General features: G+C 75.5%; 23 protein-coding genes. 13 read left to right on the top strand and 10 right to left on the bottom strand.

The window, feature by feature from the left end; translation table 11 throughout:
• Window position 1: 1 nt before the first annotated feature.
• On the bottom strand, window positions 2-997 hold the full coding sequence (locus ACFPK1_RS16985) for an aldo/keto reductase (protein ID WP_378022117.1): 996 nt from the start codon (window positions 995-997) through the stop codon (window positions 2-4).
• A 129-nt stretch (window positions 998-1126) separates the two neighbouring features.
• On the opposite strand from ACFPK1_RS16985, the gene ACFPK1_RS16980 reads away from it, so the two are divergent.
• Both ACFPK1_RS16980 and ACFPK1_RS16975 read left to right on the top strand, forming a co-directional pair.
• The gene (locus ACFPK1_RS16980) at window positions 1127-1972 is read left to right on the top strand and encodes a helix-turn-helix transcriptional regulator (protein WP_378022116.1); all 846 of its coding nucleotides are present in this window, start codon (window positions 1127-1129) and stop codon (window positions 1970-1972) included.
• Window positions 1973-2260: 288 nt separating this feature from the next.
• Window positions 2261-2989, top strand: coding sequence for an OmpA family protein (locus ACFPK1_RS16975; RefSeq protein WP_378022115.1), 729 nt, complete (start codon window positions 2261-2263; stop codon window positions 2987-2989).
• Window positions 2990-3046: 57 nt separating this feature from the next.
• On the opposite strand, the gene ACFPK1_RS16970 is transcribed toward ACFPK1_RS16975, so the two are convergent.
• Window positions 3047-4432 (bottom strand): NAD(P)/FAD-dependent oxidoreductase, encoded by a 1386-nt coding sequence (locus tag ACFPK1_RS16970; protein ID WP_378022114.1) that lies wholly within the window; start codon window positions 4430-4432, stop codon window positions 3047-3049.
• A gap of 96 nt (window positions 4433-4528) precedes the next feature.
• Here ACFPK1_RS16970 and ACFPK1_RS16965 point away from each other — a divergent pair, with 96 nt between their 5' ends.
• The 3 genes from ACFPK1_RS16965 (at window position 4529) to ACFPK1_RS16955 (ending at window position 6682) form a co-directional block, all read left to right on the top strand.
• The gene (locus tag ACFPK1_RS16965) at window positions 4529-4945 is read left to right on the top strand and encodes an acyl-CoA thioesterase (protein WP_378022113.1); all 417 of its coding nucleotides are present in this window, start codon (window positions 4529-4531) and stop codon (window positions 4943-4945) included.
• Between the two features lie 91 nt (window positions 4946-5036).
• Window positions 5037-5927, top strand: coding sequence for a Dyp-type peroxidase (locus ACFPK1_RS16960; protein WP_378022112.1), 891 nt, complete (start codon window positions 5037-5039; stop codon window positions 5925-5927).
• A 29-nt stretch (window positions 5928-5956) separates the two neighbouring features.
• Complete coding sequence (locus tag ACFPK1_RS16955) at window positions 5957-6682, top strand: PIG-L deacetylase family protein (RefSeq protein WP_378022111.1); 726 nt, start codon at window positions 5957-5959, stop codon at window positions 6680-6682.
• A 67-nt stretch (window positions 6683-6749) separates the two neighbouring features.
• Here the strand turns inward: ACFPK1_RS16955 and ACFPK1_RS16950 are convergent, their stop codons facing one another.
• Complete coding sequence (locus tag ACFPK1_RS16950) at window positions 6750-8714, bottom strand: 3-oxoacyl-[acyl-carrier-protein] synthase III C-terminal domain-containing protein (RefSeq protein ID WP_378022110.1); 1965 nt, start codon at window positions 8712-8714, stop codon at window positions 6750-6752.
• A 295-nt stretch (window positions 8715-9009) separates the two neighbouring features.
• On the opposite strand from ACFPK1_RS16950, the gene ACFPK1_RS16945 reads away from it, so the two are divergent.
• Complete coding sequence (locus ACFPK1_RS16945) at window positions 9010-10377, top strand: heparin lyase I family protein (protein ID WP_378022109.1); 1368 nt, start codon at window positions 9010-9012, stop codon at window positions 10375-10377.
• Here ACFPK1_RS16945 and ACFPK1_RS16940 read toward each other — a convergent pair whose 3' ends face one another.
• Entirely contained in the window at window positions 10378-11109 is a 732-nt protein-coding gene (locus tag ACFPK1_RS16940) for an alpha/beta fold hydrolase (RefSeq protein WP_378022108.1), read from the bottom strand. It abuts the gene before it with no gap.
• Window positions 11110-11245: 136 nt separating this feature from the next.
• On the opposite strand from ACFPK1_RS16940, the gene ACFPK1_RS16935 reads away from it, so the two are divergent.
• On the top strand, window positions 11246-11941 hold the full coding sequence (locus ACFPK1_RS16935) for a GntR family transcriptional regulator (RefSeq protein ID WP_378022107.1): 696 nt from the start codon (window positions 11246-11248) through the stop codon (window positions 11939-11941).
• Window positions 11942-11989: 48 nt separating this feature from the next.
• Window positions 11990-12493, top strand: a complete 504-nt coding sequence (locus ACFPK1_RS16930; RefSeq protein ID WP_378022106.1) for a hypothetical protein — start codon at window positions 11990-11992, stop codon at window positions 12491-12493.
• Window positions 12494-12495: 2 nt separating this feature from the next.
• Here ACFPK1_RS16930 and ygiD read toward each other — a convergent pair whose 3' ends face one another.
• The 3 genes from ygiD to ACFPK1_RS16915 form a co-directional block, all read right to left on the bottom strand.
• Entirely contained in the window at window positions 12496-13380 is an 885-nt protein-coding gene (gene ygiD / locus ACFPK1_RS16925; protein WP_378022105.1) for a 4,5-DOPA-extradiol-dioxygenase, read from the bottom strand.
• An 83-nt stretch (window positions 13381-13463) separates the two neighbouring features.
• Entirely contained in the window at window positions 13464-14315 is an 852-nt protein-coding gene (locus tag ACFPK1_RS16920) for a universal stress protein (RefSeq protein ID WP_378022104.1), read from the bottom strand.
• Complete coding sequence (locus tag ACFPK1_RS16915) at window positions 14305-14772, bottom strand: hypothetical protein (protein ID WP_378022103.1); 468 nt, start codon at window positions 14770-14772, stop codon at window positions 14305-14307. The genes ACFPK1_RS16920 and ACFPK1_RS16915 overlap by 11 nt, the downstream gene beginning before the upstream one ends.
• Before the next feature lie 130 nt (window positions 14773-14902).
• Here ACFPK1_RS16915 and ACFPK1_RS16910 point away from each other — a divergent pair, with 130 nt between their 5' ends.
• Window positions 14903-16450: a PucR family transcriptional regulator gene (locus ACFPK1_RS16910; protein ID WP_378022102.1), complete on the top strand. Its 1548-nt coding sequence runs from the start codon at window positions 14903-14905 to the stop codon at window positions 16448-16450.
• A gap of 4 nt (window positions 16451-16454) precedes the next feature.
• On the opposite strand, the gene ACFPK1_RS16905 is transcribed toward ACFPK1_RS16910, so the two are convergent.
• Window positions 16455-17714, bottom strand: a complete 1260-nt coding sequence (locus tag ACFPK1_RS16905; RefSeq protein WP_378022101.1) for an NAD(P)/FAD-dependent oxidoreductase — start codon at window positions 17712-17714, stop codon at window positions 16455-16457.
• 201 nt (window positions 17715-17915) lie between these two features.
• Here ACFPK1_RS16905 and ACFPK1_RS16900 point away from each other — a divergent pair, with 201 nt between their 5' ends.
• From ACFPK1_RS16900 to ACFPK1_RS16890, 3 genes are read left to right on the top strand one after another with little or no spacing between them, the layout of a single operon-like run.
• Window positions 17916-18392: a GreA/GreB family elongation factor gene (locus tag ACFPK1_RS16900; protein ID WP_378022100.1), complete on the top strand. Its 477-nt coding sequence runs from the start codon at window positions 17916-17918 to the stop codon at window positions 18390-18392.
• Between the two features lie 8 nt (window positions 18393-18400).
• Entirely contained in the window at window positions 18401-18670 is a 270-nt protein-coding gene (locus ACFPK1_RS16895) for a DUF3040 domain-containing protein (RefSeq protein WP_378022099.1), read from the top strand.
• Between the two features lie 25 nt (window positions 18671-18695).
• Window positions 18696-19541 carry a universal stress protein gene (locus ACFPK1_RS16890; RefSeq protein ID WP_378022098.1) on the top strand — a complete coding sequence of 282 codons (846 nt, stop codon included), beginning with the start codon at window positions 18696-18698 and terminating at the stop codon, window positions 19539-19541.
• An 18-nt stretch (window positions 19542-19559) separates the two neighbouring features.
• Here the strand turns inward: ACFPK1_RS16890 and ACFPK1_RS16885 are convergent, their stop codons facing one another.
• Both ACFPK1_RS16885 and ACFPK1_RS16880 read right to left on the bottom strand, forming a co-directional pair.
• Window positions 19560-20219 carry a potassium channel family protein gene (locus tag ACFPK1_RS16885; protein ID WP_378022097.1) on the bottom strand — a complete coding sequence of 220 codons (660 nt, stop codon included), beginning with the start codon at window positions 20217-20219 and terminating at the stop codon, window positions 19560-19562.
• A complete protein-coding gene (locus ACFPK1_RS16880; protein WP_378022096.1) occupies window positions 20212-21561 on the bottom strand; it encodes a TrkH family potassium uptake protein in 1350 nt (449 codons plus the stop codon). The genes ACFPK1_RS16885 and ACFPK1_RS16880 overlap by 8 nt, the downstream gene beginning before the upstream one ends.
• A gap of 103 nt (window positions 21562-21664) precedes the next feature.
• Here ACFPK1_RS16880 and ACFPK1_RS16875 point away from each other — a divergent pair, with 103 nt between their 5' ends.
• The gene (locus ACFPK1_RS16875) at window positions 21665-21964 is read left to right on the top strand and encodes a hypothetical protein (RefSeq protein WP_378022095.1); all 300 of its coding nucleotides are present in this window, start codon (window positions 21665-21667) and stop codon (window positions 21962-21964) included.
• Window positions 21965-21973 lie beyond the last annotated feature (9 nt).

Below are 21973 nucleotides of genomic sequence, written 5' to 3'. Positions count from 1 at the left end.
CCTAGTTGCCGACCCCGAGGCTCGCCATGAACGCGGCGGGATAGCGGTCCCCGCGCGCCGAACCGGCCGGGACCGCCGCCTCGATGCGGGCGAGGTCGTCGGCGCCGAGCGTCAGCTCCGCCGCGGGCAGCGCCTCGTCCAGCCGTTGCCGCGTGCGGGCACCGACCAGCGGCACGATGTCGACGCCCCGGGCGGCCACCCAGGCGATCGCCAGCTGGGCGACGGTGCAGCCCTTCGCCTCGGCGACCTCGCGCAGCGCCTCGACGAGCGCGAGGTTGTGCTCGACGTTGCCGTCGGCGAAGCGCGGGGTGGCGCTGCGGAGGTCGCCGGGGGCGGTGTGGCCGGCCGTCCAGTGGCCGGAGATGAGCCCGCGGCCCAGGACGCCGTACGCGGTCAGGCCGATGCCGAGCTCGCGCAGCGTCGGCAGGACCTCCGCCTCCACCGCACGGGACAGCAGCGAGTACTCGATCTGCAGGTCGCTGATCGGGTGCACGGCGTGCGCGCGGCGGATCGTCGCCGCGTCGACCTCCGAGAGACCGACGTGGCGGACGTACCCGGCGTCGATCATCTCCGTGATCGCGCCGACGGTGTCCTCGATGGGCACCGCGGGGTCGAGCCGGGCCGGGCGGTACACGTCGACGTGGTCGGTGCCGAGGCGTTCCAGGGAGTAGGCCAGGAAGTTCTTGACCGCCGCGGGGCGGTTGTCCTGCCCGCTGAAGACGTGGCCCGGCCCCCGCAGCGCCCCGAACTTGACGCTCAGCGTGTAGCTGTCGCGGTCCCGGCCGCGCAGGGCCTCGCCGAGCAGCATCTCGTTGTGGCCCATGGCGTAGAAATCGCCGGTGTCGATCAGCGTGACGCCGGCGTCGAGCGCCGCGTGCACCGTCGTGATCGCCTCCGCGCGGTCGGTCTCCCCGTAGGCCCCGCCGGACATCCCCATCGCGCCCAGGCCCAGCGCGGAGACCCGCGGTCCGGTGGTCCCCAGCTGTCGCGTCTGCATGGCGTCCTCCTCGTGCTCGGTGATCACTGCTTCCACCGTGCGCCCGGGCCGGCGGCCCCCGGAGAGGAGCGTTCATCGTGGGAGCGGCGCTCCCTGGATCACCCGCCGCGCGCGCGGGATCGTCGAGACATGCAGCGCGACGAGCTCGCCGACTTCTTGCGCCGGCGCCGTCGGTCGATCCGCCCGGCCGAGGTCGGTCTCGCCGACGGGCCGCGCCGGCGCACCGCGGGGCTGCGCCGGGAGGAGGTCGCGATGCTCGCCGGGATGTCGACCGACTACGTCGTCCGGCTCGAGCAGGGCCGCGGGAGCCGGCCCTCGACGCAGCTGCTCGCCGCGCTGGCCCGCGCGCTGCGCCTGTCCGAGGACGAGCGCACGCACCTGTTCCACCTCGCCGGCCAGCCCGCGCCGCCGTCCGACGGGACGGCGCGCCTCGCCCGGGCCGGGCTGGTGCGCATGCTGGACCTGCTCGACACGCCGGCCATGGTGATCTCGGACCTCGGCGAGGTCCTCGCCCAGAACCGGCTCTCGCTGCTCCTGGCCGGCGACCACACCGGTTTCGCCGGCGACCGGCGCCACCTCGTGGTCCGCTGGTTCACCGAGCCCGCCGTGCGCGCCTCGCACGTGCCCGAGGAGGTCGAGCGGCACTCCCGGGAGCTCGTCGCCGACCTGCGGGCGGCCGTCGGACGACGCTCCGGCGACCCCGCGGTGGCCGCGATGGTCGAGCGGCTGCGCGCCGCGAGCCCCGACTTCCGGCGGCGCTGGTCCGAGCACGAGGTCGCGGTGCGGCGCGCGGACCGCAAGACGCTGGTGCACCCGCGCGTCGGCGAGCTGGTGATGGACTGCGAGACGCTCGTGACCCCCGACCAGGGGCAGCGCATGGTCGTGCTGACGCCGGCCGACGCCGCGACCCGCGACCGTCTCGACCTGCTGCGCGTCGTGGGGCTCGAGGAGTTCGCGGGCGAGGCGGGCTCCTGACGCGTCAGCGCGGCGCGGAGACCGGAAAGCCCTGGCGGCTCCAGGCCCCGGCCAGCACCAGCGCGAAGATCCTGCGGCGGCGCCCTGGCGTTCCGGCGCTGGAGCGGCGAATGGCCCGGCGACTGATCGCCGGCTGCCGCACACGCGCCGAAGGCCCGTTCCCGCGGGGAGCGGGCCTTCGGCAGCGTTTCGGGCCGGCACCCTCGGGGGCAGCCCGGCCTCCTCGTCGGTGACGGGCTCCAGACACCAGGGCCCACCGTCCCTCGTGTCGTCGAAAGGCCCTCCCTGATGAGTTCTCCCCAGCGCTCCGGTGCCACGGCCACGGCCACCCCCACGCGACGCCGCCGGCCCGTGTGGGCCTGGCTGCTCCTGGCCCTGCTCGCCATCGCCATCGTGATCGCGATCCTGTTCCTCACCGGACGCTGCGGGTCGGGGAGCACCACCGGCGCTCCTCCCGCTCCTCCGGCGGGCGCCGCCGCGCCCGCCGCCCCCGGTGCTCCTCCGGCGGGCGCCGCGCCCGGCGCCCCCGGTGCCCCGCCGGCCGGCGCGGCGCCCGGCGGTGACGGCGGCAACGCTCCCGGCAGCGCACCCGGCACCGCGCCCGGCGCCACCGGGGGCGGTACCGGCGGTGACGGGTCCACCGCGGCGCCGGGGGCGCCGGGCGACCCGGCCGCGCTGCAGAGCCGCATCGACCAGATCGTGGCCGCCACGCCGATCACGTTCCGGGCGAACAGCGCCGAGCTGACCGACGCCGGCGCCGAGAGCCTCGGCCGCGTCGCGGAGGAGCTCGCCGCGGTGCCCGCCGCCCGGGTGCAGGTCACCGGCTACTCCGCGCCCCTGGGCGGCGCGACGACGCCCGACCCGCAGCAGCTCTCCGACCAGCGCGCCACCACGGTCGCCGACCAGCTGGCAGGCGACGGCGTGGACCGCGCCCGGGTGCAGACCCGCGGGGCGTCGGACACCGAGCCCCGCCCCGACCCCGCCGCGAGCCGCCGCGCGGAGATCACCGTCTCCTGACCCCGCCCGGCGCCGCGGCCAGGACGGCCGCGGCGCCGGCGGGGAGCCACGCCTCGCTCAGCCGCCGGTGCCGCTCGAACGCTCGGGCGGGAACGGCATCTGCGGGTGGTGGGGCACCTCGGGCGAGGAGGTGTCGAGCGGCACGGAGGCCGAGCGCACGAGGCCGAGCTGGGTCGACTGGCGCGGCAGGACCGCGTCGAGGAGCCAGTCGGCGGCCGTGCGCAGGCGGTTGCCGGGCATCGAGAGCAGGTGGTACCCGCGGGCGACGACCTTGGCCGGCAGGCCCGCGAGGCGCAGGTGCAGGGGGTTGGCGGCGGCGTCGGTGCCGCCGAGGTCGACGACGAACCCGAGGTCGCGGTGCCGGTAGCGACGCCGCCGGCCGCGACCGAGCGACGCCGCGACGTTGCGTCCGGCCAGCCGGCCCTGGCGTTCGGCGTGCTGGGCGGTCATCGCGGTGTACTGCCCCGGCCGGTGGGCGTCGGGGACCGCGGCGGCGTCACCGCAGGCGAACACCTCGGGGTGGCCGGGCACGGTGAGGTCCTGCTCGACGACGAGCCGGCCCTCGGCGAGCTCGAGCCCCAGGCCCTCGATGAGCGGGTCGGGACGGACGCCGACGCACCACACGATCGTCCGGGTCGGCACGTGCTCCCCGCTGTGCAGCCGGACGCCGTCGGCGGTCGTCTCCGCGACGGTCTCCCCCGTGCGGACCTCGACCCCGCGCTCGCGCAGCACCCTCTCCGCGGTGCGGGCGAGGTGGCGGTCGAGACCGGCGAGGACCTCGCCGCGGGTGACGAGCAGCCAGCGGACCGCGTCCTCCCCCAGACCCCGCATCCGGGCGAGGTCGCGGGTGAACAGCTGCCCCTGGGCGGCCACCTCGGTGCCGGTGTACCCCGCCCCGACCACCACGAAGGTGCAGCGGGCGCGGCGCTCGTCCGGGTCGTCCGACCCGGCGGCGAGATCGATCTGCCGGATGAGGTGGTCCCGCAGGTAGAGGGCCTCGGGGATGCCGCGGAAGCCGTGCGCGTACCGGCTGAGCCCGGGGATCGGCATGAGCTTGTGGACGCTGCCGACGGCCAGCACGAGCCGGTCGTAGCCGGTGGTGTGGTGGCGACCCTCCGGGTCCATCCAGCGCACCCGCCGCCCCGCGAGGTCGACGTCGTCGACCTCGCCCTGGGCGTGGGTCACCGACCGCGGCAGGGTCGCGGCGAGGGACACCGAGATGCGCCGGGGCTCCAGGACGCCGCTCGACACCTCGGGCAGCAGCGGCAGGTAGAGGAAGTAGTTGGTGGGGCTGACCAGGACGACGTCCGCGCGCTCGCCCAGGCTCCGGGCCAGCGACCGGACGGCGTGGTAGCCGGCGAACCCCCCGCCGACCACCACGACCCGCGGGCGGGCCTCCCCCGCGGTCGTCCCGTGCCCGACGTCGTCCTCCGCGCTCGTCACGGCCGCGACTTCCCGGTGCGCCGCGCCGGTGAAACGGCGGCGGCGACACGGCACGCGCGGGGTTTGCGCCCGCGCCGCGACGCCGACCATGCCCCGGTGACCGACGACTACGTGCACTGGCAGGACGTCACCACCCGGTGGAACGACAACGACCAGTACGGGCACCTCAACAACGTGGTGCACCACGCGATCATGGACACGGCCGTCAACCGCTGGCTGATCGAGAACGGCTGCCTCGACCCGCACGGCGGCACCACCGTCGGCCTCGTGATGCAGGTGCACTGCGAGTACCGGGCCCAGGCCGGGTTCCCGGACGTCGTCGCGGTCGGCCTGCGCGTCGGCGAGCTCGGCAACACGAGCGTGCGCTTCGAGGTGGGCATGTACCGCGGTGACGGGGAGCTGTTCTTCACCGGCCACTTCGTGCACGCGTTCGTCGACCGGGAGACCGAGGCGACGGTGCCGATCGAGGGCGCGCGCCGCGCGGCGCTGGAGGGTCTGCGGCGCCAGGGCTGATCACCGCGGGCACCGGGGTGACGACGGCCGCGGCGGCTGCCACGATCACGACCGTGGCGACCGATCATCGGCCGTCGGAACGGAGCAGCTCGTGGCCGTCGCGCAGTCCGGCATCCTCGCCCTCGGCACCTCCTCGCACGCCTACCTGGAGTTCGACCGCCTGCCCGGCACCACCGACCGGGCCCTCGTCGAGGCCGTGGCCGAGCTCACCGCCACCGTGAAGACGACCGGGGCGACGGGTCTCGTGGCCGGGCTGCGCCCCGAGCTGTGGGCCGCTGTCCAGCCCGACGAGGCGCCCGATGCGCACGGCTACGACGCCCCGGTCGTCGGTCCCGACGGGTTCACCATGCCCGCCACCCAGCACGACCTCGTGCTGTGGGCGACCGGCGGCGGCCGGTCGATCGTCTTCGACGCCACCACGCACGCGGTGGCGGCGCTCGCCGGGGTCGCGGGGCTCGCCGACGAGACCGTCGCCTGGTCGCACCACCACGACCGCGACCTCACCGGCTTCGAGGACGGCACCGAGAACCCGCCCGCGGCCGAGGCCGTCGGGGTCGTCACCATCCCCGAGGGCGAGCCGGGCGCGGGCGGCTCGGTGCTGCTGCTGCAGAAGTGGGTGCACGACAGCTCCACCTGGTACGCGCTGGAGCGCTCGGTCCAGGAGGATGTCATCGGCCGGACCAAGCCCGACAGCGTCGAGCTCGACCCGAAGCCCGACGACGCGCACGCGGCCCGCACCGACCAGGACACCTACGGGCACATCTTCCGGCGCAACACCGCCTGGGGCGACACCGCCGCGCACGGCACGATGTTCGTCGGCTTCTGCGCGCAGCAGGGGCCGCTGGCCGCGATGCTCGACGCGATGGCCGGGATCGACGGGCCGCGCGACGCCCTGACCCGCTACACCAGCGCGCTGACCGGGGCGTACTACGTCGTGCCACCCGCCGACGTCCTCGCCCGCCTCGCCCCCGCCGCCGAGTGAGCGGCCCGTCGACGGTCGGGACCGCGCCGGTGCGCTCCGACGTCACCCGCGCGCTCGTGGTGGTGGCGCACCCCGACGACGTGGACTTCGCGGCCGCCGGCACCGTCGCCTCCTGGACCGCCGCGGGCGTCGCCGTGGCGTACTGCCTGGTGACCTCCGGGGACGCGGGCGGCTTCGACGACACCCCGCGCAGCGAGATGGCGGGCCTGCGCGAGGCCGAGCAGCGCGCTGCCGCCGCCGCGCTCGGCGTCACCGACCTGACGTTCCTGCGCCACCCGGACGGCGAGGTGGCGCCGACCCTCGCGCTGCGCCGCGACATCAGCCGGGTGGTGCGCCGGGTGCGCCCGCAGCGGGTGCTCACCCAGTCGCCCGAGGTCTTCTGGGAGCGCATCGCGGTCTCCCACCCCGACCACCGGGCGACCGGCGAGGCCGCCCTGGCCGCGGTGTACCCCGACGCGCGGAACCCGTTCGCGCACCCGGAGCTGCTCGCCGACGAGGGCCTCGAGGCCTGGGCGGTGCCCGAGACCTGGCTGGCCGGTTGCCCGCCGGAGCGGGTCAACCACGTCGTCGACGTCGGGCCGACCCTCGACGCCAAGCTCGCCGCCCTGCGCGCCCACCGCTCCCAGACCGCCCACCGCGACGACCTCGAGACCCTGATCCCGGGCCTGCTCGCGCGCAACGGGGAGCGGTTCGCCCACCTGGCGGCCGACGGGGTGCGCTACGTCGAGGCCTTCCAGGTCGTCGACACGTCCTGATCGCGGGCGGCGTCGCCGTGCGGCTGTGCCGGGAGCACGCAGTGCCGCGGGTCGGGTGGCCCGGGCCCTACTCGCCGAAGGCCACCCGCACGTCGTCGGTCGTGGTCCGGGCCCGCTGCGCCGGAGCGGCGTGCTCGATCTCGACGGGCTCGAGGACCACCTCGTCGGCCACGATCGCGGGGTCGACGCGCATGACCGCGTAGCCGCCCACGGCGCCGGCGCCGAAGCCGGGCGCGAAGATCCGCACGGGGCGGTCGATCGCGCCGTCGCGCACGGCGTCGTGGATGGCGATGGGGATGCTCGCCGCCGACACGTTGCCCATCGACTCGATGTTGAAGTAGAGCTGGTCCTCCGCGAGCCCGGCCTTCGCGGCCAGGTCGAGGATCATCGTCTTGTTCGCCTGGTGGGGGACGATGAGCTCGATGCTCTCCAGCAGGCTGCGGCCGGGGTCGTCGGGGTCGGTCTGCTCGGAGAGCTCGCCGAGCATCTGGCCCAGGTAGCGCTGGACCAGCGACTTGACCTCGGGGCCGTACACGGTGATGTCGTTGTCGAACTCCGGATTCGGCCAGATGATCGAGTTGACCTCCGACGCCGGCCCGCTGGCGTAGGTCTGCAGCACCTCGACGTCGACCGGGGCACCGTCCGCGGCCGGGGCCACGACCAGCGCGGCCGCACCGTCGCCGAAGATCATGCGCGACGTGCGGGCGCTCCCGATCTTGTCGGAGAACTTCTCGACGCACACCAGCAGCACCGGGCGCCGGACCTCCTGGATCTGGCGGACGGCCTCGGCGAGCCCGTAGGGCAGCCCGGCGCAGGCGGCCACCATGTCCATCGACGTGTGGGTCTGCGCGAGCCCCAGCTCGCCGGACACCCACGTGGCGATGGAGGGGATCTGGCGGTTGCTCGTGCAGGTGCTCACCAGCACCGCCCCGATGTCCTCCGGCGCGCGGCCGGACTTGGCGAGCGCCGCCCGGGCCGCGTCGAGCGCGAGCTCGTGCGGATCGCGCGCCGAGTAACGCCGCTGCCGGATGCCCGTCTTGCGGGCGATCTCCTCGGCGCTCATCGGCGACCACGAGAAGCTGGTGTTGCGGATGACGTCGACGTTGTCGCACACGTGCTCGCCGCGCACCACGGCCAGGGCCTCCACCGCCGGCCGCACCGCGAAGGCCTCGCGCACCCGCACCGGCGGGTAGGGCGTCCGCGGCGACACCGGCTCCACCGGCGTCCTCGGCGACGGCGCGGCGGGCCCGGTGTCGCGGGCCTGTTTGACCCGCTCGATGAACGCCATCACGTCGCGGTCGCGCGGGTGGAAGGTGACGACGAAGTCGTCGGGGCCGATGTCGGCGACCGGGCGCAGCGTGGTCCGCGAGCCGTCCCACGGATAGAGGTTGTGCAGCACCATCGCCCAGCGCGTGAGGGCCTCGAGCTCGGGCACCTCCTCGTCGGCGTCGAGGATCTCGTCCATCGTGAAGCGGTGGTGATCGGGGTCGTGGTCGGGCATCACGAACGTGAGCGCGTCCGGCTGCGCGGCGAACTCGGCGACCGTCGGCTTGATCGCGGGAAGCTCGGTGGCGTGGTGCAGCTTGTGGCGGAACACGTCGAAGAGCAGGGCGAAGACCCGGTCCTCGGTGTCGCCGGCCCAGCGCGGCGCCAGCTCGTGGTAGGCGCGCTCGACGGCGGCGACCTTGCGCTCGCGGTCCTCCCACGGGGTGAGCACCGGGAGGAACACGTCGTGCCGGTGCCGGGGGACGTCCCGCCACCGCATCGGACGCTTGTCGAACATCGTCATCGAGTAGCGGTTGACCCAGAACAGGTTCTGGCCGAGGTCGCGCAGCAGCTCGAACCGGCTCGGGTAGGAGCCGCTCTCCACCCGGTGGAGGATGTCGGTCCCCGTGGGGGCCTTGGCCTCGAAGTCGCGCTCGATGACCGCGGTGAACTGCTCGAGGGTGTCGAGGACGGTGAAGTCCAGCTCGCCGAAGAAGTTGGCGGGGAAGACGAGACGACCATGACGGTTGACCACGAACGGCTTCACGGCACCACCTCCGACGTCCGGCACGAGCGGTGGCGTGGTCGGCCACGTGGTCGCCCACTGTAGAAGAGCGAGGAGGCCGCCGGACCCGGTCGACGCCCGCCGTGGCGAGGAGAACCGGCGCCGCGGCGCAGCTGTCGCAATCCGCTGGGACGTCGGCACCAAGCTCGCCGGTAGGGCGTTTTCCCGCCGGTGGTGCGGCAACGCCACAGGAGTGGGACGTCACCGTGACACGGGCGCCGGCGCGCGCCCGGAGCTGCCCGCGGACGGGAGCCGGTCCCACCGCCGCCCCGCGAGCGTGACCCGCAACCGCGCGGTCTCCGTCGTGGCCGTCGGCGCCCTCGCGGGCGGGATCGCGGTCGCCGCCACGGCGGGACCCTGGTCGCCCGACGACGCGCCGCCCTCGCCGCAGGCCCGTCCCGGGGGTACGCCCGGTGCGCAGGGCGACGGGCCGGCGGCGGCGCCCGTCCCGCCGCCGAGCCCCCCGACGCCGCCCCAGGCGGTCGCGGTCCCGGCGCTCGCGCCCGCGCCCGCGCCGGAGATGTGGCGGGCCGGTCCGGAGGCCTTCCGCCGGACGCCGTGGAACACGGTGGGCGCCGTGCCCCCGCAGGTGGACGGGGACGAGGTCGCGGTCGTCGTGACGGGCCGCGGCCAGCGCAGCGAGCTCGAGCCCGACCTGCCCGCCGCGCAGGAGGGCGACCACCACGACCTGACCTTCTCGGTGCGGCTCGACGGCGAGTTCGCCCCCGGCACCACCACGCGCCAGGTGATCGCGCGGTGGGAGAACGACGGTCCGGGCGCCGCGCCGCTCGACCTCCGCGTGCGTGACGGCGAGCTCGTGCTGCACGGCGGCGAGGGTCATCCGTCAGGCCCGCGCACCGTCACCCACGCGCTCGGACCGGCGCCGATCGGCGAGTGGACCGACCTGCGCCTGCGGGTGGACTTCTCCGCGAACCCCGACAAGGCCCACGTCAGCGTCTGGCGCGACGGCCGCCTCGTCGTGGACGACCGCCCGCCCGCCGGCACGCTCTACCCGGGACAGCAGAGCTACCTCAAGGTCGGCCTGCACCGGGACCGGCTGCTCGCGCAGGCCAGCGCCGTGCGGTTCCGCACGCTCCAGCTCGAGCACGGCCGCGCCGCGGCGGACCCCGACCGGGGCGACGCCGCCCCGCGCACCTCGTCGACGGAGCGCCGGACGGCGGAGCGGCCGTCGGGCACGTCGTCCCCGCGGACATCGGGGACGCCGTCCCGGGACGAGGGCACCCGGGACGAGGGCACCTGGGACGCCGCGGCGCCCGCCCGGGCGGTCGATCGCGACACGTCGTCGCACGACGGGTCGGACGACGGATCGGACCGCGCGGCGTCGGAGGACAGGTCGGTGCCGGAGGACAGGTCGGTGTCGGAGGACAGGTCGGTGTCGGACGACAGGTCGGCGTCGGAGGACAGGTCGGCGTCGGAGGACAGGTCCGACCGCCGCATGTCTGACGCTGCCCCGCGGTCGGACGACCGACGCGACGAGGACGCCGAGCCGCGGCGCCGTGCGTCGGAACGCGAGGAGTCGACGGCCGACCGGTCCCGGGACGACCGCGCCGACCGCTCCGACCGCTCCGACCGGGCCGGGCAGGACACCGGAGATCGCGCGTCGCCGGAGCGGTCCGGGCGGTGATCAGCCGGCCGTCGCCCGCGCCGCCTCGTCGATGAGGGCCGCGACGGCGTCGGGCCGGGAGACCGTGACGGCGTGGGAGGCCGTCACCTCCACCGTGTGTGCCCCCGCCCGCTCCCCCATGAACCGCATGGCGGCGGCCGGGATGGCGAGGTCGTCGGTGGTCACGAGGTTCCAGGACGGGATCGTCCGCCAGGCGGCCCTCGTGGCCGGCTCGTCCAGCGCGGCCGAGGTGATCGGACGCTGGGTGGCCGCCATCAGGTCCGTCACGTCCTCCGGAACGTCGGCGGCGAACACCTTCCGGAACTCCTCCTGCCGGATGGAGAGGTCGGTGGCGGTGCCCCCGCCGGGGAGCGGGACCGGCACGGTGTCGAGGGCGGCACCGAGCTGGGCCCCGGGGAAACGCCCGGCCAGCTGCGAGGTGCTCTCGCCCTCCTCCAGGATGAAGCTCGCGACGTACACCAGCGCCCGGACGTCCGGGTGGCCGTCGGCGGCCTCGCTCATCACCGACCCGCCGTAGGAGTGCCCGGCCAGCACGATCGGGCCGTCGAGGCTGTCCAGGACGCCGCGGAGGTACTCGGCGTCGGCGTGCAGGCCGCGCAGCGGGTTGGCGACGGCGACGACGCGGTGGCCGGCTCCCTGCAGGTCCCGGATCACGCCGTTCCAGCTGGAGGAGTCGGCGAACGCTCCGTGGACCAGGACCACGGTGGGAGCGCCGGGCGTCGATGCGGTCATGAGGTGCCTCTTCCGTGTCGGGACGGCTTCCGGGCCGTCCGGAGCGAGCTGCGGTATGCGAAATATCGCACTCTGCACGAGACCGGTCAAGGGTGTCGCGTTGACAGGGGCGGTCCCACGGGATGCGGTGTGCTGCATGCCGGTACCCGGGGGTCGCGGACTCGTCGCCAGGTCGCTCCTGCGGGAGGACGCCTACCGGGCGATCCGCGACGCCATCGTCGACGGGACGCTGGCCCCCGGTGAGCGCCTCAACGACGGCGACCTCGTCGAGTGGCTGGGCGTGAGCCGCACGCCGGTGCGCGAGGCCCTGGCCCGGCTGGAGCAGGCCGGCCTGGTGCAGACGAGACCCGGCCGGTACACGATGGTCAGCCCGCTCGACGTCCGCGCCGCGCGCAACGCCCAGTCGGTCACGGCCGTCATGCACGAGCTCGCGACCCGGGAGGCGCTGCCCGACCTCTCGACCGCCGAGCTCGACGCGATGCGGGCGGCCAACGGGCGCTTCGCCGACGCCCTGCACCGCCAGGACGCCGACGCCGCCACGGCCGCCGACGACGACTTCCACGGCGTCCTGGTGACGGCCAGCGCCAACGAGGCCCTCCGCGAGGTCCTCGAGCGCTACACGCCCGTGCTGCGCCGCCTGGAGCGACTGCGCTTCTCCTCGCTGAGCGGCCGCGACTCGGTGGCGCAGCACGAGCAGATCATCGCGCTCTGCGAGGCCGGGGACGCCGACGGTGCCGCCGCCGCGAACCGCGCCAACTGGCAGACCCTCGCCGCCCTCATCGACAGCCTGGACGAGGGCGCCGGGGACCGTGGAGCGTCGGAGCGCACGTGACCCACTCGGGATCTTTCGCGACGTCCCGGGCACTGTGACGATGCTCCGGTGTTGTCGACGACATCGACGCAGGTCACGCGGTACGGGCGCGCCGCCATCACCGTCGGGGTGGCGCTCCTGACGATCCTCGTCCTCGCGGGGTGCTCCTCGCAGGAGCCGGGCGGGCCGCAGTCCGCCGGCGACGTCGACACGACGCTCCTCGACGCCGGCCTGGTCGTGTGCTCGTCCCGCTCCGCCCCGAACCCGCCGGGGACCCAGGCGCTCGAGACGCAGACCTTCGACGTCGGCACCAACGACCAGGGCGAGTCCTCGGCCGAGGGCGTGGGCGGCGACGGCGTCGACACCTGCGCGCCGACGGCCGTGACCCGGGTGACCGTGAGCCGCTACGCCGACCAGGACGCGGTCACGGCCGGCGCCCAGGCGCTGCAGGGCACGGCGGGCGGCGCGACCGTCCACACCACGAGCGACCTCACCATCCTCGTGCAGGGCAACGCGACCGAGGCGCCGACGTACCAGGTCAACGACGTGCTGACCAAGGCCGGCGCCACCTGACCTCAGATGTTCGACGCGTCGGGCGGGAGGTCCGCCGGCGGTCGGGGCATGGCGTCCCCGCCGGAAGTGTCGGGGCAGGACGCGTCGAGGGTGTAGGCGGTCATCGACAGCGACCCGTAGGCGTACCCGTCGACGAGGACGTCCATCGCCGGGTCGGCGCTCGCCCCGGCCAGTCCGGCGAAGTAGAGGGCCGGGATGAAGTGGTCCGGCGTCGGGACCGCGGACCGGAAGTCGGCGTGGGCGTCGAGGGTGGCGAACTCGGCGGGCTCGGTGAGCATGCGCTCGCGCGAGTCGTCGCTGAACCGCTGCGCCCAGTCGTACCCGTCGTCGGCGAGCGCCCAGTCCATCGCCCCGAGGTTGTGGACCACGTTGCCGCTGCCGATCACCAGCACGCCGCGCCGGCGCAGCGGGGCGAGCTTCGCGCCCAGCTCGAGGTGGTAGTCGAAGGGCTTGTCGGCGTTGATGCTCAGCTGCACGACCGGGATCGAGGCGTCGGGGAACGCGTGCAGGAGCACCGACCAGGTGCCGTGGTCGATGCCCCAGCTGTCCACGTCGGCCCCGACCCACGTCGGGTGGACGATCTCGCTGACCTCGTCGGCGAGCTCGGGCAGTCCCGGTGCCGGGTACTGCACGTCGAAGAGCTCGGCCGGGAAGCCGTAGAAGTCGTGGATGGTGCGCGGTCGTGGCATGACGGTGACGGCGGTGGCGTTGATGTACCAGTGCGCGCTGATCACCAGGATCGCGCGCGGACGCGGCACCGCGGCGCCCAGCCCCCGCCAGGCCGTGGTGTAGCGGTTGACCGCCAGGGCGTTCATCGGGTTCCCGTGCCCGAGGAACGCCGCCGGCATCAGCGTGCCGTCCGCCGCCGTGCTGCCAGGGTCGACCATCGCGATCCACCACCCTTCCCGGACCCCCGTGCGCGGGGCCCGACCGATGCTCCCCCATCCGCCCGCCCCGCGGGGCCTCCTCCTCACGCGGGGGCGGGCGGCACGACCAGGACGGGCCGGTGACCGTGCTGCAGCACCGCCCGGGCGTTGCTCCCGAGCACCACCTCGCGCAGGAGCGAGCGCCGGCGCGACCCGACCACGATCACCCCGGCGCGCTGCGCGGCCGCCTCGCGCGCGAGAGCGGCCGCCACCGCCGCGGGGCCGAACCCCTCGGCCCGGAGCCGCAGGGCGTCGGCGGGGACACCCGGCGCCTGCGCCTCGGCGCCCGTGGGGGACTCGACGTGCACCGGCACGAGGACACGACCGGAGAACAGGTCGGCGGCGACCGCGTCGGCGTGGTCGGCCGCGGCGGAGCCGTCGTGCGCCACCAGGACCGGTCCCGACGCCGTCGCCGCCCGCTCGTCGGCCAGCAGCGGAGGGACGACCAGCACCGGTACCGGGCTGCGGCGCGCCACGACCTCCGAGACGCTGCCGAGCAGGCCGCGCACGCCGCCCAGCCCGCGCGACCCCACCACGACGGCCGCCGGGTGCAGCTCCTCGGCCAGGGCCGCGAGGTCGAGTCCCTGGTCGGTGTGCTCCCCGCGGACGAAGGGCTCGGCGGTCCACCCGGCGGCGCGCGCGAGGGCCACACCGTCGGCGGCCACGTCGCCCGCCGCCGCGGCGGCCTCGTCACGGGCGAGCCGCTCGAGGTGCTCGCCGGTCCAGGCCCGGTGCGCCAGGCGACGGTGGATCACCGAGCCGGCGTCGGGCGCGGACCAGATGTGCGCCACGCGCGCGGGCCGGTCCGGCACCAGCCGTGCGCCCACCGCGATCGCGGTGGCGGCGTCGGGGGAACCGTCGAACCCCACGAGGAGGCAGTCGGCGCTACGGGACATCGCTGGGCTCGCTGACGAAGTTCGCGCTGCCGAGGAACACGAACTGGACGAAGCCGGCCAGCGCGATCACCACCGGCAGGAAGATCCCGGCCAGGTTCATGTCCCAGGCGCCGAGCGGGAAGTACACGGCGCCGGCGGCGAACATCGCCGCGGCCATGGTGGCCTTCGACACCGCGACGCGGCGCAGCCACGCCGGGTGGCGCAGGGTCAGCAGGATCGCCGCCCCGACCGCGGCGAGGACCGCGAACTGGGGCAGGCCCAGGCGGATGCCGGCCACCGTGGCCGTCGCCGCCCCGCCGGCCACCAGCGCGGCGAGGCCGACGCCGCCGAGCGCCAGCGCGAGGACGCCCTCCACCGCCATCGCCGCCCGGGTCCGCCGGGTGAACCGCCGGGCCTCGTCCTCGAGGTGGCCGGTGGCCATCGTCCGCACGTCCTGGCCGGTCGCCACGCTCCCCATCACCGCACTCCTCCCACTCACGCGCAACGGGGCCGGTTGCCCCGCGCACCTCGAGGATGCGACGAGACGCCGCCCCGTGGGTTGTAGGATCGGCCAATCTGCTGAGGCCACGTTGTCGGGGGGATCACCGATGATCACCTTGGACCGGCTGGTGAACGTGCTGGCCGGCAGCGGCGCCCGGCTCGCCGGAGGAGCTCGCGCGCGGGACGTGATGCTGCGGAGCCTGGTCGTGCACGACCCGACCGATCCGCGCCCCGCCACCGGCGACGTCTTCCTGGCCGTCGGCGTCGACTCGCCGGCCGAGGCGGTCGACCTGGCCGAGCAGGCGCGCGCGTCCGCCGTGCTCGTCCGCGCCCCGGCGCCGCTCGAGCCCGCGACCTCCGCGACGGCCGAGCACGCGGGCGTCGCCGTCGTGCTGGCCGACCCCGAGGTCTCGTGGAGCCACCTCACCGGCCTGGCCTACGGCCTGGTCCTCGAGGGCCGGGAGACCGAGTCGGGACGGGGACCCACCGATCTCTTCGCGCTGGCCGACACCCTCGCCGCCGCGCTCCGCGACTCCTCGGTGGTGATCGAGGACCAGCTCTCCCGGGTGCTGGCCTACTCCAGCTCCGACGACGTCGTCGACACGGTGCGCTCGCAGACGATCCTGGGACGGCGGCTGCCCGACCGCGTCCGGGAGCTGTTCGCCGAGCGCGGGGTGTTCCGCCACCTCGCCGCCTCCGACGAGCCCCTGTTCGTCGAGCCCTCCGCGGCGCACGGCTTCGGCGGCCGGATGGTGATCGCCGTGCGGGCGGGCCGGGAGCTCCTGGGCTCGTTGTGGGTCGAGACCGCGTCCCCGTTCGACGCCGGGCGCCGCCGGGTCCTCGAGGACGGCGCCCGGACCGCCGCGCTGCACCTGCTGCGCTCGCGCGCCAGCGCCGACCTGGAACGTCAGGTGGAGTCCGACCTGGTCACGCGCCTGATCGAGGGCAGCGGGGACGCCCCGGCGATGGTCAGCCAGCTCGGTCTGCCCCCCGGCGAGCTGCGCGTCGTGGCGCTGCAGGCGCACGTCCGGGACGAGCAGCACGCCGGGGTCCTGCTGGCCTTCGAGCACGTGACGACCGGCTTCGGCTGGTCCCGCCCGGGCCGCAGCGCGCTGTTCGCCCACACCGTCTACACGCTGCTCCCCGCCGGGGACGAGACGGTCGGGGTGGCCCGCGAGTGGGTGGCCTCGGTCCGCGCCGGGCTCCCCGCCCACGTCGGGCTGGTGGCCGGGATCGGGGGTGCCGCCGAGGCCTCCCTGCTGCCGGCGAGCCGCCGCGAGGCGGACGAGTGCCTGGCGCTGCACGCCGCGCACCCCGAGCTCGCGCCGGTGGTCTACGACGAGTCGTGGGACCGGATCGTGCTCCGGCGTCTGCGGGCGGTCACCGCCGCGGGCCGCATGCCCGAGCGCGGTCCGGTGGCCGAGCTCCGGCGGCACGACCGGCGCCACGGGACCCACCACGTCGAGACCCTGCGGGCCTGGCTCGCCGCCCACGGGGACATCGGGGCCGCCGCGGCGACCCTCGACGTCCACCCGAACACCGTCCGGTACCGCCTGCGGAAGATGGACGAGGCCACCCCCCTCGCCATCGACCACCCCGACCAGCGGCTGGCCCTGATCATCGCCCTCGCCGCGACGGACGAGGACCGGACGTAGCGGGTCAGCGCAGCGGGTCGAACGGGACCAGCTCGGGCGGCTGCTTGCCGGTGGTGATCTGTTCGGCCAGCAGGCGGCCCGTCACGGGCCCGAGGGTCACGCCCCACATGCCGTGGCCCCCCGCGACGTAGACGCCGGGCCGGCCGGTGGCGCCGACGAGCGGGAGCGCGTCGGGGGTGACGGGGCGCGCACCGACCCAGGGACTGCTGCGCTCGTCCCAGCGGACGCCGGCGAGGAGGTCGCGGACCGAGGCGACGACGGCGTCGGCCCGGGCGACGTCGGGCGGGCGGTCGGCCGCCCGGAACTCCATCGTGCCCGCCACGCGCAGGCCGCCCTCGTGCGGCGTCAACGCGACGCGCGCGCCCGGCAGGTAGATCGGCCCGGGGACCGGGGCGTCGGTCGGCACGGTGAACGAGTAGCCGCGCCCGGCGCGCACGGGGAGGCGCACACCGCCCCGGCGGGCGAGGTCACCGAGGTGGGCGCCGGTCGCGAGCACCGCGACGTCGGCGCCGACGGGCGGACCCTCGGCCGCGCACGCGATGACGCGGCCCCGGTCGGACCGGAGCGACGAGACGGCCATCCGGGACCGGATGGTGGCTCCGCGGCGCACGACGGCCTGGGCCAGCCGGTCGACGAGGCGCGCCGGATCGAGGAACCGCTGCCCGTCGACACGGACCCCGGCGACGATGCGCCCGGAGAGCTGGGGCCGCGCGGCGTGCAGCTCCGCGCGGTCGAGATCGGCGGACGACACCGGCACCCCGACGGCCGCCACGAGGGCGAGCTCCCGCCGGAAGCCGGCGGCGGCCCGGGGATCGGTGAACCCCGCGACGATCGCGGACTCGCGGGCGCCGACCTCGACGCCCGCACCGGACAGCGTGTCGTAGGCGGGCAGGGCCTCCACCAGGAGAGGCAGGGACGCCTCGAGTGCCCGACGCCAGTGCCTCGTGGTGCAGTGGGCGGCGAAGCGCAGCAGGAAGCTCCACAGGCGCGGGTCCGGACGCCGGGAGAGGCGCAACGGGGCACGGGGGTCGAGCAGCCCCCGCAGACCCTCCCCCAGCACGTGCGGCGACGTCAGCGGCAGGGAGAGCCCCGGCGCCACCCACCCCGCGTTGCCCCACGAGGCGCCGCTGCCGACCTCGCCGCGGTCGACCACCGTCACCTGGACACCCCGGTCCTGCAGGAACCAGGCCGTCGAGAGGCCGACGACCCCCGCCCCGACGACCACAGCACTGCGCGGCGTGATGTCGCCACCGACCCCGGACATGGCCACCTCCCGTGACGCCGTCGAACGCCTCCGACGGTGGCCCGTGTCGGGCGGCCTCCGGTTGTGCGCAGACGACAACGCCGCCGATGCCGATTGTCCGTCGGCGACATCCCTTCCCCGTGGGCGGCGGCGCACAGTGAGCCGGCGGGAGGAGCTTCGCGCACCGGTGGAACCGGTCGGACCCTCGGGGAGGTGCACGTGGTGGCAGGTCGGACCTGGCTCAGCGCGCAGGGCCATCAGGAAGCCCGCAACGAGCTCGAGCGGCTCCTGCTCAGCCACCGCTCGGATCGCCCCCGGCACGACCTCGACGACGACCCCTGGGCGCGTCACGAGTGGCGGGAGCGCCGCATCCGGCAGCTCCAGGAGCTCCTGCTCGGCGCCGCCGTCGGCGTCGCGCCCGCGGACGACGGCATCGCCGAGCCCGGCATGGTGCTCACCGTCCGCATCGACGACGCCCCGGAGACGGAGACGTTCCTGCTCGCCGAGAGCAACGTCCCGAGCGCGTCGGGGATCGAGGTCTCCTCGCCGGCCTCACCCGTCGGGCGGGCGGTGCTGGGTGCGCGCGAAGGCGACACCCGCGCCTGCCGGCTCCCCGACGGACAGACGATCTCGATCACGCTCCTGGCCGCGAGGCCCTACGACGGACTCCACGCTCCCGAGGCGACACCGAAGGGATGAGGATGATCATGGACGACGTGGAGCGCCGGGCGCTCGACGACATCGAGGGCCGGCTGGCGGCCGACGACCCGCAGTGGGCCGGCGTGTTCGACGCGCAGCAGGCCCGGCTGCGCACGACCCGCCCCGCGTGGATGCAGCGCCTGCTCGTGGGCGGCGCGGTCCTGATGGGCGCGCTCACCCTGATCATGGTCGTCGCCGGGATCCCCTCGCTGACCGCGCTCTTCGTCCTCTCGGGAGCGGGGTTCCTCTGGCTCGTGCACCGCCCCTCGCGGTCCTGACCCACCCGACGGAGAGGAGGTCGGCGTGGACGTCGCAGGCGGCGTGCTCGACCATCGGGCGACCGCGGTGGTGCCGGACGACGGCGTCGTGGCCGGAGCGAGGTACCGCCCGGAACGGTTCGTGGTCGGCGTCGACGGCTCGCTCGGTGTCCTGGCCGCGGTCAGCTGGGCGGCCGGCGAGGCCGCCGCGACCGGCGCCACCCTGCACCTCGTGCACGCCACGCCGGGGACGCTCCCGGCGGACGAGCCCGACGGCGGCGCCCGGGGCCGGGCCTGGCTGCGCCGGGCCCTGCGCGCCGCCGCGGCGGTCGCCCCCGACGCCGCGATCACCGTGGCCCAGCTCGAGGGACCGCCGGGCCGGGCGCTCGCCGCGGTGTCGCGGAGCACCGACCGCGTCGTGCTCGGCGGGAGGCGACGGCGGGACGTCGACGACCGGCACGGCGACGCCACCGTGGCCCGCCTGCTCACCGACGCCCGGTGCCCGGTGATCGTCGTGCCCCCGTCGCGCACGGGGTCGTGGGCCTCGACGCCCTCCCCCCGCCCGGTCCTCGCCGCCCTGCGCGGGACCGTCGACGACCGGCGGACCCTCGAGCTCGCCGGCGAGGCGGCCCGCCGCCGACGCGTCGCGCTGGTCGCGGCGATCGGCGCGCCCCCGGCCCGTCGCCACGCGGCGATCGCCCACGCCCAGCGCGCCGGCGCGCGACGGCTCGAGGTCGGCGACGACCTCCTGGCCGGGCTGCGGCACCTCGGACAGCGGTCCCAGCTGCTCGTCGTCGGTGCGCCGGACCCGGACGCGGGGTGGTCGGACGAGGAGCTCGCCGCACTCCTGCGTCACCGCACCTGCGCCGCGATGGTCGTCCCGGCCCGCTGACGCCGGACGGGCGCCGCCTCAGCCGTCGCCGACGAGGCGTTCGATGTCGTCGCTGTGCCCCACGGCGAGGATGACGTCGTCGCGCGACACCACGGTCTCGTTGGTGGCGTAGGTGAACGCGTCGTCGCCGCGCTTGATGGCCACGACGGTGACGCCGTGCTTGCTGCGGACCTCGGTGCGGTGCAGCGGGACGTCGACGACGTCCCGGGGCGGGCGGATCTTCGCGAGCGCGAAGTCACCGTCGATGCGCAGGTAGTCGAGCACGTTGCCCGCGACGAGGTGCGCGACGCGCTGCCCCATGTCCTGCTCCGGGAAGATCACGTGGTGCGCGCCGAGGCGCTCGAGGATGCGGCCGTGGTGGGCGCTCGTGGCCTTGGCCCAGATGTCGGGCACCCCGAGGTCCACCAGCAGCGACGTCACCAGGATGTTGTCCTCCAGGTGCTCGCCGATCGCGACGACGGCGTGCCGGCAGTCGCCCACCCCCAGCTGGCGGAGGGTCTCGAGGTCGGTGCAGTCGGCCGTCACCACCTGCGCGAGCTCCGAGGACAGCGCCTGCACCGTGCGGTTGGAGCTGTCGATGGCGAGCACCTCGTCGCCCTGCCGGGTCAGCTCCAGGGCGATCGCGCTCCCGAAGCGCCCCAGTCCGATCACGACGGTCGGGCCGTGCGCGTCACCCAATGATCGTCCTCTCCTCGGGCCGCCGGTAGAGGCGCGGGCGCTCGCGCAGGGCCAGGGCCGACGCCAGGGCGAGCGGCCCGAGCCGTCCGATGAACATCAGCACCACGAGCACGACCTCCGCGGCGGCGGGCAGATCGGTGGTGATCCCCGTCGAGAGCCCGACCGTACCCAGGGCCGACAGCACCTCGAAGAGCACACGGTCCATGTCGTGGTCGGTGATGCCGAGGAGCACGAAGGTCGAGACCATGGCCAGCCCGACGCCGAGCAGGGCCACCGCCAGCGCCTGGCGCTGGTTGGCCTCCGGGATGCGGCGGCGCGCGACGTCCACGTCCGCCTCGCCGCGCATCTCGGCCCAGAGCACGAGCGCCAGCAGGCCGAAGGTCGTCACCTTGATCCCGCCGGCCGTGCTCGCGCTCCCCCCGCCGATGAACATCAGGACGTCGGTGGCCAGCCAGCTCTCCGGGGTCATGGCGCCGACGTCGACGACGGAGAAGCCGCCGCTGCGGGGCATGACGGCCGAGAAGAAGCCCGCCAGCAGCTTGCCGGGCACCCCCATCGGCCCGAGGGTCGCGGGGTTGCCGTACTCCAGGGCGATCAGCACCACCGTGCCGGCGACCAGGAGCGATCCCGAGGTCAGGACCGTGATCCGCGTGGTGACCGACCACGTCGAGGGGCGCCGGGAGCGGACCAGCTCGAAGATCACCGGGAAGCCCAGCCCGCCCGCGACGACCGCGAGGGCGACCGGCAGCAGCATCCAGGGGTCGCCGGCGAAGCCGATCATCCCCTCGGGCCACAGCACGAAGCCGCCGTTGTTGAACGCCGACACGGCGTGGAAGAGACCCTCCCACAGCGCGGCTCCCGGCTCGGTGCCGTAGCCGACGACGAGGCGGAGGCCGAGCGCGACGGCGGTGAGGGCCTCCCCGGCGAGGCTGAACAGCACGACGTTGCGCAGGACGCGGCCGACGTCGCTGAGGTCGAGGGGCCCGGACTGGGCGCGCGCCACGAGCCGGGCGCGCAGCCCGAGGCGGCGGGACACGAGAACGACCAGCAGCGAGGCCACCGTCATGATGCTCAGGCCCCCGACCTGCAGGAGGCCGGCGATGACGACGTGGCCGAACGTCGACCAGTACGTCCCGGTGTCCACGACGACCAGGCCGGTCACGCACACCGCGGAGGTCGCGGTGAACAGCGCGTCGAGCAGGCCGGCGCCGTCGGGCCCCGCGGCCGACGCGGGCAGCATCAGCAGCCCGGTGCCGACCCCGATCCCGCTCGCGAAGGCGAGCGCGATGAGCTGGGCGGGGTTGCCGATCCACCCCGCCCGACGTCGGGCCGGGGCCGTCACCCGAGCAGTCTCGCACGGGCTGCGCTCAGCGCCTTCTCAGCACGCCGGGGCACCCTGGTCACCCGGGTGCCGATCAGCCGGGGGCCGCGAGGGGGTGCACACGGTGACGACCGATCCGACCCGACCCGAGCCCGCCCGGCCGCTCACCGAGCAGGAGAAGGCGGTGCTCGCCCGGATGGCGGCCGAGCTCCGGCACGACACCGGCGGGGCCGTCGACGACCCGGGGCCGGAGAGCCGGCAGCCGTCGCGCGCGGCCGTGCGCCTCGTCGTCCAGGTGCTGGTGGTGGTCGTGCTGGCCGCCGTGCTCATGCCCAGCGTGTGGGTGGGGGTCGTGCTCGCGGTGATCGTGCTGAGCGGGCCGGCCGCGGCGACGTGGTGGGAACTGCGCACCCGACAACGCTGATCCGGGGCC

The organism is Actinomycetospora rhizophila (assembly GCF_042657905.1).
Taxonomy (GTDB): domain Bacteria; phylum Actinomycetota; class Actinomycetes; order Mycobacteriales; family Pseudonocardiaceae; genus Actinomycetospora; species Actinomycetospora rhizophila.
Note: the sequence above shows the minus strand (reverse complement) of the source record. Positions and strands in the feature narration are given on the sequence as shown.

Excerpts from the sequence above, each read along its gene's own strand:
- ACFPK1_RS16895 (WP_378022099.1), top strand. The coding sequence starts at position 18,401 with ATGGACGACGTGGAGCGCCGGGCGCTCGACGACATCGAGGGCCGGCTG.
- ACFPK1_RS16985 (WP_378022117.1), bottom strand. The coding sequence starts at position 997 with ATGCAGACGCGACAGCTGGGGACCACCGGACCGCGGGTCTCCGCGCTG.
- ACFPK1_RS16920 (WP_378022104.1), bottom strand. The coding sequence starts at position 14,315 with ATGTCCCGTAGCGCCGACTGCCTCCTCGTGGGGTTCGACGGTTCCCCC.
- ACFPK1_RS16935 (WP_378022107.1), top strand. The coding sequence starts at position 11,246 with ATGCCGGTACCCGGGGGTCGCGGACTCGTCGCCAGGTCGCTCCTGCGG.
- ACFPK1_RS16940 (WP_378022108.1), bottom strand. The coding sequence starts at position 11,109 with ATGACCGCATCGACGCCCGGCGCTCCCACCGTGGTCCTGGTCCACGGA.
- ACFPK1_RS16905 (WP_378022101.1), bottom strand. The coding sequence starts at position 17,714 with ATGTCCGGGGTCGGTGGCGACATCACGCCGCGCAGTGCTGTGGTCGTC.
- ACFPK1_RS16975 (WP_378022115.1), top strand. The coding sequence starts at position 2,261 with ATGAGTTCTCCCCAGCGCTCCGGTGCCACGGCCACGGCCACCCCCACG.
- ACFPK1_RS16980 (WP_378022116.1), top strand. The coding sequence starts at position 1,127 with ATGCAGCGCGACGAGCTCGCCGACTTCTTGCGCCGGCGCCGTCGGTCG.
- ACFPK1_RS16910 (WP_378022102.1), top strand. The coding sequence starts at position 14,903 with ATGATCACCTTGGACCGGCTGGTGAACGTGCTGGCCGGCAGCGGCGCC.
- ygiD (WP_378022105.1), bottom strand. The coding sequence starts at position 13,380 with ATGGTCGACCCTGGCAGCACGGCGGCGGACGGCACGCTGATGCCGGCG.
- ACFPK1_RS16915 (WP_378022103.1), bottom strand. The coding sequence starts at position 14,772 with ATGGGGAGCGTGGCGACCGGCCAGGACGTGCGGACGATGGCCACCGGC.